Below are 14413 nucleotides of genomic sequence, written 5' to 3'. Positions count from 1 at the left end.
AATTGACAAGCGTGATGGGCTTTCCTAGGGTTCGCCCCATTGTTTTTGCCGGATGTAACCATGACTGCTGACGACCGTATCAAACTCGAACCGAGCTGGAAGGAGGCACTGCGTGCCGAATTCGACCAGCCCTATATGGCGCAGTTGCGTGAATTCCTGCAACAGGAGCGTGCGGCAGGCAAGGAGATCTATCCTCCGGGCCCGATGATCTTCAACGCACTCAACTCCACGCCGCTGGACAAGGTCAAGGTCGTCATCCTCGGTCAGGATCCCTACCACGGCCCGGGCCAGGCCCATGGTCTTTGCTTCTCGGTGCAACCGGGTGTCCCGGCACCGCCGTCGTTGGTGAACATCTATAAAGAATTGAAGCGCGACCTGAACATCGATATTCCTAGCCATGGCTACTTGCAGAGCTGGGCCGACCAGGGCGTGCTGATGCTTAACACCACCATGACGGTCGAGCGCGCCAATGCCAATGCGCACAAGGATAAGGGCTGGCAGTTTTTCACCGACCGGATCATCGAGGTTGTCAGCGAGCAGCAGCCGCATCTGGTGTTCATGCTGTGGGGCGCGCATGCCCAGAGCAAGCAGAAGCTGATCGACGCGACCAAGCACCTGGTGCTGACGTCGGTGCATCCGTCGCCGTTGTCCGCGTATCGCGGATTCCTGGGCTGTGGGCACTTCAGCCGGACCAACAAGTTTCTTGAGCAGAATGGCGAGACGCCGATTGAGTGGCGGTTGCCGCCACTCTAAAAGCATCGCGAGCAAGCTCGCTCCCACAGGGTTTTTGTGAACGCTGAAGATCCAGTGTGGGAGCGAGCTTGCTCGCGATGGCGGCACCTCGGTCTCAAGAGGACTCAGGCATCCGGTTCCAATACTTGAACAACGGCTCCGCCAGAAACAGCACAAACAACAACCGCATCACCTGCATCGCCGTCACCAGCGGCACCGACAATTGCAGCGTCTCTGCCGTCAGGCTCATCTCCGCAATCCCGCCGGGCATCATGCCCAAAGTCAGCGAACGCAGATCCAGATGGGTCAACGCACTCAACCCCAGCGCCGCCGCCGTGGCGATCAACATGGTCAACACCGTGCCGATCAAGGTCCGTCCCATGAACGAAGGCGCCCGCCGGAAAAACTGTCGGTTGAAGTGACAGCCCAGGCCGCTGCCGATCAGCCATTGGCCAATCTGACTGCCGCCGTGGGGCAAACCGATGTGCAAATCCCAACCGATGCTCACCGCTGCACTCACCAGCAACGGCCCGAACAGCCACGGATTGGGTTGACGAAGACGCTCCCAGAGCCACGCCGCCAAGGCGCCTGCCGGGAACAAAAGGGCCAGCCACCACCCATTGACGGCTGTCGGATGAGCAACCGGCGCACCGTCCCCCAACAGATACTTGAACGCCGCCGGCACACACAGCACCACCACCAGCACGCGCAGACTTTGTCCGGCCGCGACACGGCTGAGTACTGCGCCATTGCGCGCGCCGAGGTTGACCATTTCCCCGGAACCGCCGGGCATGCTGGAAAAGAAGGCAGTGGCGCGATCCTCGCCGGTACGGCGCATCAACCAGACGCCGACCACGGCCGACAGGCTGGTGACCAGCGCACCGAAGAAGATCAAACCGAAATGACTCAGCACCTGCTCCATCACCACCGGGGTGAAGTGCAAACCGATGCCGATTCCTACAATCCACTGGCCGCACTTGCGGCCGCCAGGGATTTCCGCCAATTGCCACGGCGTCAGGCAGCGCACGAGGATGATCGCCAGCAACGAGCCGACCATCCACGGCAGCGGCCAGCCGACCTGACTGGCAAGGAAACCGCCCAGCGCGCCGACCAGCGGCGTACCCCACCAGGCGTTGAACGGTGTTCGATCAGACATCGGCGATCGTGCGTTGGGCAGCCGAACGTTTACGCCAGATACGCACGATCGGCATCAACAGCATGATCGCGGTCAGTACCCAGACACCGAACGTGATCGGGCTCGACCAGAGGATTTCCAGCGCACCGTTGGAGATCGACAGCGCCCGACGCAGGTTCTGCTCCATCAATCCGCCAAGGATGAAACCCAGCAGGACGGGCGACAACGGGAAGTCCAGCTTGCGCAGGAGGTAGCCGAAGATGCCGATGCCGATCATCAGGAACAGGTCGAACGTGGTGGCGTGTACCGCGTAGACGCCGATCCCGGTGATGATCGCGATCACCGGCACCAGTGCCCAGTTCGGCACGGCGAGGATGCGGGTGAAGATGCGGATCATCGGGATGTTGAGGATCACCAGCATGATGTTGGCGACGAACAACGAAGCGATCAGGCCCCAGACGATATCGGGTTGCTGTTGGAACAGCAGGGGCCCCGGTGTGATGTTGTACAGCGACAGGGCGCCGATCATCACCGCCGTGGTGCCCGAACCCGGAACACCGAGGGTCAGCATCGGCACCAGTGCGCCGCATGCTGCGCCACCGATGGCGGTTTCCGGTGCCGCCAGGCCACGCATGTCGCCCTGGCCAAAGGTGCCTTTGGCGCCGGCAATACGTTTTTCGGTCATGTAGGCCACGGCGCTGGCGAGGGTCGCACCGGCACCCGGCAACACGCCCATGATGAAGCCCAGCACACCGCAACGAATGTTCACCACGAACACCGCCGAGGCTTCCTTGAAGTTGAACATCATGCGGCCGGTGGCTTTCACCGCTTCCTGACCGTGGTGGGTTTTTTCCAGCAGCAGGAGAATTTCACTGATGGAGAACAGCCCCAGCACCAGCACGACAAATTGAATACCGTCGGTCAGGTGGATGTTGTCCCCGGTGAAACGGTACACACCGCTGTTGGCATCGATGCCGACGGTCGACAAAAACAGGCCGATCAACGCGGCAATAAACGTCTTCAGCGGTCGGTCACCGGCCATGCCGCCAAGGCAGACAATGGCGAATACCATCAGCACGAAATACTCCGCCGGGCCAAAGGCAATCGCCCATTTCGCCAGTAGCGGGGCGAACAGCACCATGCCACAGGTGGCGATGAACGCACCGATGAACGAACTCCATGCCGACAACGACAGCGCGACACCGGCCAGGCCTTTGCGGGCCATCGGGTAACCGTCGAGGGTGGTCATGACGGTGGACGCTTCACCGGGAATGTTCAGCAGGATCGAGCTGATTCGCCCGCCGTATTCGCACCCCAGGTACACCGCCGCCAGCAGGATCAATGCCGATTCCGGCGGCAGGCCCAGGGCAAACGCGATCGGAATCAACAGCGCCACGCCGTTGATCGGGCCCAGACCCGGCAACAGGCCGACCACAGTGCCAATCAGGGTGCCGCACAAAGCGGTCACCAGGTTGTACGGGCTCAGCGCGACGCCGAAACCCTGACCCAAATAGCCAAGCGTATCCATATCAGTTCTCCAGAACGTCGAGCACGCCCAAGGGCAGCGGGACATCCATCAACTTGTCGAACAGCAGGTAAAGGCCGACGGCCATTAGCGTGATGATCACAATGCTGGGCACCCAGCGACCGCCGTACAGGCGCGCCATCGGAATGCCGATCAGGATGCTGGCGACGATGAAACCAAGGGGTTCGAAGGTGCCGGCAAACACCAGCAACAGCGCCACGCAAATGCCGATTTTGTTCAGGGTCTCGCGGTCCATCGGGGGTTCGTCAGCGTCGTGCTTGATCGGTGCGGGACGAAATACCATGTACAGCAGCGCAAGGCCCATCAGCCCGAGCATCAGCAGCGGAAAGGCTCGCGGCCCCACTGGTTCGTAGGAAAAAGCCGCTTGATACGGCCACGCCATCAGCGCCAGGCCAACACAGGCCAGCAACAGCACCGAAGCAAAAATGCGTTGTAAGAGCATGGGAAACTCCTGTGCCGCAGCCCCGCGAAACGGGGCCGCGGCCGCTAGACAGAGGCGATCACTGGATCAGGCCGAACTCTTTGGCCAGCACTTTGTAGTCCGCAACCTGCTTCTTCACGTAGGTGTCCAGCTCCGGGCCGGTCATGGCGAACGGGAACAGTTCACGCTGATCGCGCAGCTTGGCGAAGTCTTCGGACGCCAGCAGCTTGTCGAAAGCGTCTTTCCACCAGGCGTAGTCTTCGTCGCTGACCTTTGGCCCGAGGTAGAAGCCGCGAACCACCGGCCAGACGATGTCGTAGCCTTGCTCTTTGGCGGTCGGGATGTCTTTCATTTCCGGCTCGTCCAGGCGCTTCTCGGCGAACACGGCCAGCAAGCGCATGTCGCCGCTCAGGATGTGTGGCATGGAGTCGGAGATGTCGGTGCTGCCGACCTGAATGTGGCCGCCGAGCAGGGCGGTGGCGATTTCACCGCCGCCTTCGAGGGCGACGTAACGCAGGTCACGCGGGTTGATCCCGGCGGCCTTGGCGATCAATGCGGTTTGCATCCAGTCCTGGCTGCCGACGGTGCCGCCGGAACCGATCACCACTTTGCTCGGGTCTTCTTTCAGTGCCTTGACCAGATCGTCGAGGGTTTTGTAAGGCGAGTCGCTTTTCACCGCGATGGCGCCATAACTGGTACCGACGGCAGCCAGCCAACGCACGTTGGTTTCATCGAAACGCCCGAACTTGCCTTGGGCCAGGTTCAGCAAAGAGCCGCTGGACCACGCCACCAGCGTGCCAGCATCGGCGGGGCGCTGAGCGACCACCGCGTTGTAGGCCACAGCGCCGACACCGCCGGGCATGTAGGTCACGCGCATCGGTTTGGTCAGCAGTTTTTCGTTGACCAGCGCGCTCTGCGCCAGTTTGCAGGTGAGGTCGAAACCGCCGCCCGGGGAGGCCGGGGCGATGCATTCCGGACGTTTGGGTTCGGCCATCAATTGGCCAGCAAACAGCATGCAGCTGGCGGCGAGGGCGAAACGGCGCAGTGATCGATTCATTATTGTCTCCACGGGAGTTTTTGTTTTTGGGGATGTTTCAGGTGCGGCGGTTTCGCGTCGTGCAGCCGACAACGGCGCTGGCAAGCATCAACGACGGGATTCTGAAGAAAAGGTGGGGCGGGCAAGCCTGAAGCTGTGTGGACAGCATGGTGCAGTACCTCGTTTTATTGTTCTTATTGGCGAAAACGCGTCATGGCGTTTTTCGGGAGCTACATTTCAAAGCACGACTGGAAGGCCGGCAGTCGAAACCCTCCGTGGTGCGACTCTAACGGCCCAACCTTTCACTAACCTTTCAGCAGGCTTTCACGGCTTTCGGGCTTCACAGCAGCGGATGCGGCTGTAAACTCCGCGCCAAAGAATGGCGTCGACCATCCCCTGAATGAGGTAAAGATCCATGCGCGTTCTGCTCGTCGAAGACCATTTGCAGTTGGCCGAAAGTGTCGCCCAGGCGCTCAAGAGCACCGGGCTGACCGTGGATGTGCTGCACGATGGCGTCGCCGCAGACCTGGCCTTGAGCAGCGAGGAATACGCCATGGCCATTCTCGATGTCGGCCTGCCGCGCATGGACGGTTTTGAAGTGCTCGCGCGCTTGCGCTCTCGGGGGAAGAACCTGCCGGTGCTGATGCTGACCGCACGCAGCGACGTCAAGGATCGGGTGCATGGCCTGAATCTTGGCGCTGACGATTACCTCGCCAAACCCTTTGAACTGACCGAACTCGAAGCCCGGGTCAAAGCCTTGTTGCGCCGCAGTGTGCTGGGCGGTGAGCGTCAACAGCGCTGTGGCGTGCTGGCCTATGATCTGGACACCCGGCGCTTCACCCTCGGTGAAGAATTGCTGACCCTGACTTCGCGCGAACAGGCGGTTCTCGAGGCGTTGATCGCCCGGCCCGGTCGGGTGATGAGCAAAGAGCAACTGGCCTCCCAGGTGTTCGGCCTGGACGAAGAAGCCAGCCCTGACGCCATCGAAATCTACGTGCATCGCTTGCGCAAAAAACTCGACGGCCAACCGGTCGCGATCGTGACGTTCCGTGGCCTTGGCTACTTGCTGGAAAGCCGCGATGCATAAGCCCAGCAGCCTGCGCTGGCGGTTGCTGTGGAACCTCGCGCTGTTGCTGGTGGTGTTAATGCTGGCCAGCGGTTTGAGCGCGTATTGGAATGGTCGCGAAGCGGCCGACACGGCGTATGACCGCACGTTGCTGGCGTCGGCGCGAACCATTGCGGCGGGTGTCACCCAGCGTGACGGCACGCTCAGTGCTGACGTGCCCTACGTGGCGCTGGATACGTTTGCCTACGACAGTGAGGGGCGAATTTTTTACCTGGTCAATGACATCCATCAAAACTTGATTTCCGGTTACGAAAACCTTCCTGCGCCACCGCCCGGAACGCCGCGCACCGATGACTACCCGGCGCTGGCACGGTTTTACAACGCCACCTATCGCGGGCAGAACGTGCGGGTGGTCAGCCTGCTCAAGCCGGTCAGTGAGCCGAACATGAATGGCATGGCGGAAATTCGCGTGGCCGAAACCGATGAAGCACGGGTCAGCATGGCGCGCAGTCTGGCGGCGGATACGCTACTGCGGCTGGGCATGCTGGCGATTGGCGCGCTGTTGCTGGTGTGGTTCGCGGTGAGTGCGGCGTTGCGTCCGCTGGAGCGCTTGCGCACGGCGGTGGAAGAACGCCAGTCGGATGATCTTCGGCCATTGCCGTTGGTGGAAGTGCAGCACGAATTGTGGCCGCTGGTACGCGCGCTCAATCACTTTACCGAGCGGTTGCGCGGACAGTTCGAGCGCCAGGCGCAGTTCATCGCCGATGCTGCCCATGAACTGCGTACGCCGCTGGCGGCGCTCAAGGCGCGGCTGGAACTTGGCCTGCGGGCGAGTGAACCGGAAACCTGGCGCAGTACCCTGGAAACGGCGGCCCAGGGCACGGACAGATTGACCCACCTGGCCAATCAATTGCTGTCGTTGGCACGGGTCGAAAACGGTGCGCGGGCCATTGCCGAGGGCGGCGCGCAGTTGCTGGATTTGAGTCAGTTGGCCCGGGAGTTGGGCATGGCCATGGCGCCGTTGGCCCATGCGCGCGGCGTGGCCCTGGCACTCGAAGCGGACGAGCCGGTGTGGCTGCGCGGTGAGCCGACGTTGCTGAACGAACTGCTGAGTAACCTGGTGGATAACGCATTGGCTCATACGCCGTCGGGCGGCAATGTGATTCTGCGGGTCACGGCACCGGCGGTGCTGGAGGTCGAGGATGACGGGCCGGGGATTCCGGTGGATGAGCGGGATCGGGTGTTTGAGCGCTTTTATCGGCGTAATCAACAGGTCGCCGGGTCTGGGTTGGGGCTTGCGATTGTGGGGGAGATCTGCCGCGCGCATCTGGCGCAGATCAGTCTGCATGATGGCGAGACGAAGGGGTTGAAGGTTCGAGTGAGTTTTATTGCCGGGGAGTGAGGGTGCTTGGTATGGCCTCATCGCGAGCAGGCTCACTTCTACAGGGGATTTTCAGTTCAGCGCAGATCCAGCGTAGGAGTGAGCCTGCTCGCGATGGGGGGCGACGCGGTCTCGACTAGTAAAACATCGACCGCGATTCTTCCAGATCCTTGATCACCGCGTCGTTTTCCAGATCAATCCCAAGCTTCTTGAATGACGGCACGCTGGTCAGGTCGAAACGGGCCAACGGGTGGTCGCTGTCCTTGTGGCAATACAGGCTGGCCACTTGCACCAGATCCACGTAATCAATCCGCTCGGATTCACGCTTGAAGTCCAGGTATTGTCCCGGAACCATCACCAGTTTCTCCGGAAACTCCCAGACCCTGAGCAGTTTGTCGCCGATCAGGGGGTGAATGTGGTCGATCACATGGTTGAGGCTGACCGGGTCGGACAGCAGCTCATAGTGATCTTCGGCGTAGGTCAGAATCGGCAACACGCCAATCTGATGCACCAGACCGCCGAGGGCGGCCTGGTCGGGCTTGAGTTGCGTGTAGCTGCGGCACAGCGCATAGCTGACCCCGGCGATCTCCAGGCTTTTGCGCCAGACATCGTGCATCTTCTGCTGCACCACCTCGGAGCGGGCGTGGAAAATCTGTTCCATCACCAGACCGATCGCCAGATTGCTGCTGTAGTTGACGCCCAGTCGCGTGATCGCCGTGTGCAGGTCGTTAACTTCTTGAGTCGCGCGCAGCAGTGGGCTGTTGACCACTTTGATCAGGCGCGCCGACAACGCCGTATCACGGCCGATCACTTTGCTCAGGGTGCTGACACTGATTTCCGGGTCTTCGGCGGCCTTGCGAATCTGCATGGCCACTTCCGGTAACGTTGGCAGAACCAGGTCATCGTTATCGATGGCCTCAACCAAATCCTGTTGGACCTTTTCCGCCAGATCGCTCATTTCGTTTCTCTAGGTGTTGCCACAAATGCTGCAGTTAACGCTGGATCTCGCGATCGCGGTCCAGTGAGTAAGGCAGGTCGAGCAAGTTCAGGGCGGGTCCTTCCAGGGTGCCGAGATGAATGTCGCCACCCTCGGCAGCTTCGGCTTGCAGCACGGCAAGGAGTTCAATGTTTTGTTCCGCGTTGGCCGCCAGCACCACTTCGCCGATGGAACTGCCATGGCTCGGGGAAAACAGCGGCGTGCCGGGGGCGGGCAATTCGCTGGCGTCCAGGGTCAGACGGTACAAGCGGCGCTTGAGTTTGCCCAGGTACTGCATGCGCGCGACGATTTCCTGACCGGTGTAGCAGCCTTTCTTGAAGCTCACACCACCGACGGCTTGCAGGTTGAGCATCTGCGGAATGAATAATTCTCGTGTTTGCGGCATGACCTGACCGATCCCTGCGCGGATCTGGCCCAGCAGCCATTGATTCAAAGTGCCTTCGGCCAGCAGGGCGGACAGCTTGCCCTTGATGGCGACGGCCTGATCGGCGGCGACCCACAGTTCCGCGCGATCCGGCGAGACGCGGATGGCGATCAGGCCTTCGAGACGCACGACACTGTCGGTGTCTGCCGGCAACGCCAGGCCAAGGCTGCTCAGCGCGGCATCGCCATGATCAATGCCGAAGCGGACCCAGGCGGCGCTTTCGTCGGTCAATTTGGATTTGGAGAACACGGCGTACTTATTCAGGTCCGCCAGTTGCGGTTCCAGCAGTTCGGTGGCCATGGCCATCACTACGCCGTCACCTTCCAGCAGGATGCGGAAACTCGACTGCATCCGGCCTTTTTGCGTACAGCGCGCGCCCAGGCTGGCCTGGGTTTCACTGAGGTAATTGAGGTTGCAGGTCAATTGGCCTTGCAGGAATTTGCCGGCATCCGCGCCGCGGACCGCGAGAACGCCTTCGTGAGACAGGGTGCAGAAAAAAGCAGAATCGGCCATGGGTCATCGCAGGGTAAAGAGTCTGGGGGACATCATAAGGGGGCGCCCGTGAAATGGGTAGTTCACAAAAGGTCGGCAGTGCCCGACCAAAGCCGACTGTTCGACGAGGCGCGGGGCTGTATACTTGCCGCCTATTTGAGGAGCGCTCCATGGTCGAAGATGTTGAACTGAATCGCCTCTACTGGCACAGCCGCCGCGGCATGCTTGAGCTGGACGTATTGCTGGTGCCGTTTGTAAAAGAAGTCTACCCGCACCTCAATGAGGTCGACCGCGATTGCTACTGCAGGCTGCTCAAGTGTGAAGATCAGGACATGTTCGGCTGGTTCATGGAGCGCGCCGAATCGGAAGATCCGGAGCTTCAGCGCATGGTTCGCATGATCCTGGACCGTGTCCAGCCCAAGTAATGCGTTCGAATGCCGCTGGCATGCCTCACGGCAGTTGCTGGCGGCGTATCTTCTGGCCCAGCTGTTCGCGCTGGGCTCGTTGTTTCTTTTGTCTATACCGGTCTGGGCCAGTGTGCTCGGCGCTTTCTGCTGTCTGGCGCATGGCGTTTGGGTATTGCCCCGTCAGATTCTGCTGACACATCCGCAGGCATATCGCGGCTTGCGTCGCGATGCCGAAGGCTGGCAGTTGTGGAATCAGGCGCGGGGTTGGCAGCCGGTGCAGTTGCGACCGGACAGCCTGGCGCTGCCGTTGATCGTGGTGCTGCGGTTTCGCCTGCGCGGCGAACGACGTATCCGGTCGATCTGCGTACCCCGCGACTCGCAGGCGGCGGATGTGCACCGACGCCTGCGGGTTCGATTGACGTTCAGTCGACGTAGGTGGGCGGCACCAGAATAGTGTCCAAGGCAACCGGTAGCATATTCGGATAGTCGAGGGTGTAATGCAGGCCCCGGCTTTCCTTGCGTTCCATGGCGGACTGGATCATCAGTTCTGCCACCTGGGCCAGGTTGCGCAATTCGATCAAATCGCGGCTGACCTTATAGTTGCTGTAGAACTCGTCGATCTCGTCCAGCAGCAGCCGCACGCGGTGTTGCGCTCGTTGCAGGCGTTTGTTGGTGCGCACGATGCCGACGTAGTCCCACATGAATCGGCGCAGTTCATCCCAGTTGTGCGCAATGATCACGTCTTCGTCGGAATCGGTGACCTGGCTCGCATCCCAGATAGGCAGGGCGGCGGGGATCGATACGTGCGGCAACTGTTCAAGAATGTCCGCCGCCGCCGAACGGGCGTAAACGAAACACTCCAGCAGCGAGTTACTGGCCATGCGGTTGGCACCGTGCAGACCGGTGAAACTGGTTTCGCCAATGGCATACAGCCCCGGCACGTCGGTGCGGCCGTTCTGATCGACCATCACGCCGCCGCAGGTGTAGTGCGCCGCCGGAACCACCGGGATCGGCTGCTTGGTGATGTCGATGGAAAACTCGAGGCAGCGTTCGTACACCGTCGGAAAGTGCGTCTTGATGAACGCTTCGGGTTTGTGGCTGATGTCCAGATAGACGCAGTCGATACCCAGGCGCTTCATTTCATGGTCGATGGCCCGGGCAACGATGTCCCGTGGCGCCAATTCTGCGCGCGGGTCGAAGCGCTGCATGAAACGCTCGCCGTTAGGCAGTTTGAGGTGCGCACCTTCGCCGCGCAGGGCTTCGGTAATCAGGAAGCTTTTTGCCTGCGGGTGGTAAAGGCAAGTGGGGTGAAACTGGTTGAACTCCAGGTTCGCCACCCGGCAACCGGAACGCCAGGCCATGGCGATGCCATCTCCGCAGGCGCCGTCGGGGTTGCTGGTATAGAGGTAGACTTTGGCCGCGCCACCGGACGCGAGGATGACGAAACGTGCGCCGTAGGTGTCGACTTCACCGGTCCCGCGGTTGAGTACATAGGCGCCGAGGCAGCGGTCGCCTTCCAGTCCGAGGCGTTTTTCGGTGATCAGGTCCACCGCTACGCGCTGTTCCAGCAATTCGATGTTGGGCCGTTGTCTGGCCTGGGCCAGCAACGTTTTGAATATCGCAGCGCCGGTGGCATCGGCGGCATGAATGATGCGCCGATGGCTATGGCCGCCTTCGCGGGTCAGGTGAAACTCGAACCCGCCGTCTTCGGTTCCGGATTGTTCATCGCGGGTAAACGGCACGCCTTGGTCGATCAGCCATTGAATCGCTTCTTTACTATGCTCGACGGTAAAGCGCACGGCGTCTTCATGGCACAGGCCACCGCCGGCATTGAGGGTGTCGTCGACATGGGACTCAACGGTGTCGGAGTCATCCAGTACGGCAGCGACGCCACCCTGGGCCCAGAATGTCGAGCCGTTGGCGAGGTCGCCTTTGCTCAGCACCGCGATGCGCAAGTGACCGGGCAGGGTCAGCGCAAGACTCAAACCGGCAGCGCCGCTGCCAATCACCAGAACATCGTGTTGAAACTGTTGGCTCATTTCAGGATTCCGCTCAAAGCGACCCGGGTCGGGGTTGGCGCAAGACTGCTGGAACGGCGAGTCAAGTCGGCCACACAGCCCACTAGTATATAGAGGGGGGAGCGGCACAATACCCGAGCGCATATGGCATTGTGAAACTACTGTGACGGGAAATACTCGACGCTTCGTCGGATGGTTTTTTGACCGGTTCGACAACAAGGCGACTGTATCGTGGATTTAACAGTATTTTTCTACTCACGGTCTCACAATGTCGGTGCCGTCCGGTTTTAAATAATGGAACTTTTGCCAAAGGCCAAAGATCAATAGACGGTTGCCTGATTCAAGGGACAGTGTCGGCTTCAGGGCAGGATCTGCAGTTTGATCCTTGCTGGCGAATCCGACGACAAGATTATTCGCGCAGCCGGTAACCCGCGCTGCGCTTTTCGTGCGTGCCAAATCAGAGCCCGCAGGAAACTTGCTTGGAGGGGGAGAACTTTTGCGGAAAGCCCGAGTCTATGTTTGCAAGTCTGGTCGTTTAGTTATGCAAGCTTCCTCCGAGCTTATCGAGGAGTGTTCATGCTAACCCAGGAAGAGGATCAGCAGCTGGTCGAGCGCGTTCAACGTGGCGACAAGCGAGCTTTCGATCTGCTAGTGCTGAAATACCAGCACAAAATTCTCGGGTTGATCGTGCGTTTCGTGCACGACACCCATGAAGCCCAGGATGTGGCGCAGGAAGCCTTTATCAAGGCATACCGAGCCCTAGGGAATTTTCGCGGAGACAGCGCGTTTTATACGTGGCTTTACCGCATCGCCATTAACACGGCGAAAAACTATCTGGTTTCGCGCGGCCGTCGGCCGCCGGATAGCGATGTCAGTTCCGAGGATGCAGAGTTCTACGATGGCGATCATGGCCTCAAGGATCTCGAGTCGCCAGAACGAGCGTTGCTGCGGGATGAGATCGAAGGCACCGTCCATCGGACCATCCAGCAACTGCCAGAAGATTTACGTACGGCTTTAACTTTACGTGAATTCGATGGTCTGAGTTACGAGGACATTGCAGCCGTCATGCAATGTCCGGTGGGTACCGTGCGCTCCCGGATTTTCCGCGCTCGGGAGGCCATCGATAAAGCCCTGCAGCCGTTGTTGCAGGAAAACTGAGACAGCGGCGACAGCCAAGAGAGGAACGCCATGAGTCGTGAAGCCCTGCAGGAATCGCTGTCCGCAGTGATGGATAACGAAGCGGACGAACTGGAATTGCGTCGGGTATTAAATGCCTTTGACGATGTTGAAACCCGTGAAACCTGGGCTCGTTACCAAATCGCTCGGGCAGTCATGCACAAGGACTTGCTGCTTCCACGTCTGGATATCGCTGCGGCAGTGTCTGCTGCGTTGGCCGACGAAGCCGTACCGGCAAAAGCCTCCCGTGGTCCATGGCGCAGCCTGGGTCGCCTGGCAGTAGCCGCTTCGGTCACACTGGCTGTACTGGCCGGCGTTCGTTTGTACAACCAGGACGAGATCGCTGGTGTCGAACTGGCTCAGCAATCCAATCAACCGGGTCTGGCCGTTCCTCAGGTCAAGGGTCCAGCTGTATTGGCAGGCTACAATGAGAGTTCGGATGCCACTGGCCCTATGGCCAACGGTGTATTGCAAGGTCAGCCAGGCTGGCACGATCAGCGTCTGCCAAGCTACTTGCGCCAACATGCTCAACAAGCTGCATTGAAAGGCACTGAAAGTGCTCTGCCTTATGCTCGTGCAGCAAGCCTGGAAAACCGCTAAGGAGGATCATGCGCGCCATACCTCTACTTTCGCTTCTGCTCGCAGGCTGGTTTGTCGTACCAGCCCACGCTGATGAAGCCCAGGACTGGTTGACCCGTCTGGGCCAGGCCGAGCAACAGCAAAGCTTTCACGGTACTTTCGTTTACGAGCGTAACGGTAGTTTTTCTACCCATAACATCTGGCATCGCGTCCAGGATGGCAAAGTCCGAGAGCGTTTACTCCAGCTCGACGGCTCCGCACAGGAAGTCGTGCGCATTGATGGGCATACTCAATGCGTCAGCGGCACCCTGATAGCAGGATTGGGGGATTCACCCAATACCGCTGCTCGTGCACTGGATCCACAAAAGTTAAAGAATTGGTATGACCTTGCCGTCATCGGCAAGTCGCGTGTGGCTGGGCGTGCGGCAGTGATTATTTCGCTGACGCCACGTGATCAGCATCGATACGGTTTTGAGCTCCATCTGGACAAAGAAACCGGCCTGCCACTCAAGTCATTGTTGCTCAATGACAAAGGGCAGTTGCTGGAGCGATTCCAGTTCACACAACTGGATACCGCTGACGTCCCGTCTGACAAAGACTTGCAGGCGGGTGATGATTGCAAGGCTGTCACCCTCGACAGTGACAAGGCTTCCGCCATTAAGGTCGCTCAGGTGTGGCATTCGGACTGGCTACCACCCGGTTTTGAGTTGACCAGCAGCAGTGCTCGCAAAGATCCGGAGACCAAAACACAGGTCAACAGTCTGATGTATGACGATGGCCTGGCGCGTTTCTCGGTTTTCCTTGAACCGTTGAATGGCGCAACCGTGACGGACACTCGCACACAATTGGGCCCCACCGTTGCTGTATCCCGCCGTCTGACCACGCCTCAGGGCGAAGTGATGGTGACCGTGGTCGGAGAGATCCCGATAGGCACCGCAGAACGGATTGCGCTGTCCATGCGCACCGATGCCACCGCAACCAAGTAGTGGGTCATTACCGAAAT

15 protein-coding genes are annotated in these 14413 nt (G+C 59.9%); 8 read left to right on the top strand and 7 right to left on the bottom strand.

What is annotated here, in order from left to right; genetic code table 11:
* Window positions 1-60 precede the first annotated feature (60 nt).
* Window positions 61-753 carry a uracil-DNA glycosylase gene (gene ung / locus AB4N43_RS09905; protein WP_027925548.1) on the top strand — a complete coding sequence of 231 codons (693 nt, stop codon included), beginning with the start codon at window positions 61-63 and terminating at the stop codon, window positions 751-753.
* A gap of 94 nt (window positions 754-847) precedes the next feature.
* Here the strand turns inward: ung and AB4N43_RS09900 are convergent, their stop codons facing one another.
* From AB4N43_RS09900 to AB4N43_RS09885, 4 genes are read right to left on the bottom strand one after another with little or no spacing between them, the layout of a single operon-like run.
* The gene (locus AB4N43_RS09900; protein WP_027925547.1) at window positions 848-1888 is read right to left on the bottom strand and encodes an AbrB family transcriptional regulator; all 1041 of its coding nucleotides are present in this window, start codon (window positions 1886-1888) and stop codon (window positions 848-850) included.
* Complete coding sequence (locus AB4N43_RS09895) at window positions 1881-3395, bottom strand: tripartite tricarboxylate transporter permease (protein WP_027925546.1); 1515 nt, start codon at window positions 3393-3395, stop codon at window positions 1881-1883. The genes AB4N43_RS09900 and AB4N43_RS09895 overlap by 8 nt, the downstream gene beginning before the upstream one ends.
* A gap of 1 nt (window position 3396) precedes the next feature.
* Complete coding sequence (locus tag AB4N43_RS09890; protein ID WP_027925545.1) at window positions 3397-3855, bottom strand: tripartite tricarboxylate transporter TctB family protein; 459 nt, start codon at window positions 3853-3855, stop codon at window positions 3397-3399.
* Window positions 3856-3913: 58 nt separating this feature from the next.
* Window positions 3914-4891: a Bug family tripartite tricarboxylate transporter substrate binding protein gene (locus AB4N43_RS09885; protein WP_027925544.1), complete on the bottom strand. Its 978-nt coding sequence runs from the start codon at window positions 4889-4891 to the stop codon at window positions 3914-3916.
* 394 nt (window positions 4892-5285) lie between these two features.
* On the opposite strand from AB4N43_RS09885, the gene AB4N43_RS09880 reads away from it, so the two are divergent.
* Together AB4N43_RS09880 and AB4N43_RS09875 are read left to right on the top strand one after the other, a co-directional pair.
* A complete protein-coding gene (locus tag AB4N43_RS09880; protein WP_007944085.1) occupies window positions 5286-5957 on the top strand; it encodes a response regulator in 672 nt (223 codons plus the stop codon).
* Window positions 5950-7338, top strand: coding sequence for a sensor histidine kinase (locus AB4N43_RS09875; RefSeq protein ID WP_027925543.1), 1389 nt, complete (start codon window positions 5950-5952; stop codon window positions 7336-7338). The genes AB4N43_RS09880 and AB4N43_RS09875 overlap by 8 nt, the downstream gene beginning before the upstream one ends.
* Window positions 7339-7453: 115 nt before the next feature.
* On the opposite strand, the gene AB4N43_RS09870 is transcribed toward AB4N43_RS09875, so the two are convergent.
* Complete coding sequence (locus tag AB4N43_RS09870; protein ID WP_027925542.1) at window positions 7454-8275, bottom strand: HDOD domain-containing protein; 822 nt, start codon at window positions 8273-8275, stop codon at window positions 7454-7456.
* A 34-nt stretch (window positions 8276-8309) separates the two neighbouring features.
* On the bottom strand, window positions 8310-9251 hold the full coding sequence (gene ygfZ, locus AB4N43_RS09865) for a CAF17-like 4Fe-4S cluster assembly/insertion protein YgfZ (RefSeq protein ID WP_460153923.1): 942 nt from the start codon (window positions 9249-9251) through the stop codon (window positions 8310-8312).
* Window positions 9252-9400: 149 nt separating this feature from the next.
* Between ygfZ and AB4N43_RS09860 the strand changes: the two genes are divergently transcribed.
* On the top strand, window positions 9401-9655 hold the full coding sequence (locus AB4N43_RS09860; protein WP_027925540.1) for an FAD assembly factor SdhE: 255 nt from the start codon (window positions 9401-9403) through the stop codon (window positions 9653-9655).
* A complete protein-coding gene (locus AB4N43_RS09855) occupies window positions 9639-10091 on the top strand; it encodes a protein YgfX (RefSeq protein WP_460153921.1) in 453 nt (150 codons plus the stop codon). The genes AB4N43_RS09860 and AB4N43_RS09855 overlap by 17 nt, the downstream gene beginning before the upstream one ends.
* Here the strand turns inward: AB4N43_RS09855 and nadB are convergent.
* Entirely contained in the window at window positions 10060-11676 is a 1617-nt protein-coding gene (gene nadB, locus AB4N43_RS09850; protein ID WP_059181469.1) for an L-aspartate oxidase, read from the bottom strand. The genes AB4N43_RS09855 and nadB overlap by 32 nt on opposite strands.
* 555 nt (window positions 11677-12231) lie before the next feature.
* On the opposite strand from nadB, the gene rpoE reads away from it, so the two are divergent.
* From rpoE to AB4N43_RS09835, 3 genes are read left to right on the top strand one after another with little or no spacing between them, the layout of a single operon-like run.
* Complete coding sequence (gene rpoE / locus AB4N43_RS09845) at window positions 12232-12813, top strand: RNA polymerase sigma factor RpoE (RefSeq protein WP_007944079.1); 582 nt, start codon at window positions 12232-12234, stop codon at window positions 12811-12813.
* A gap of 30 nt (window positions 12814-12843) precedes the next feature.
* Window positions 12844-13431, top strand: coding sequence for a sigma-E factor negative regulatory protein (locus tag AB4N43_RS09840; protein WP_027925537.1), 588 nt, complete (start codon window positions 12844-12846; stop codon window positions 13429-13431).
* A gap of 8 nt (window positions 13432-13439) precedes the next feature.
* Window positions 13440-14396, top strand: a complete 957-nt coding sequence (locus tag AB4N43_RS09835) for a MucB/RseB C-terminal domain-containing protein (protein WP_027925536.1) — start codon at window positions 13440-13442, stop codon at window positions 14394-14396.
* Window positions 14397-14413: the final 17 nt, after the last annotated feature.

It is taken from the genome of Pseudomonas sp. S2_B07 (genome assembly GCF_054668435.1).
Note: the sequence above shows the minus strand (reverse complement) of the source record. Positions and strands in the feature narration are given on the sequence as shown.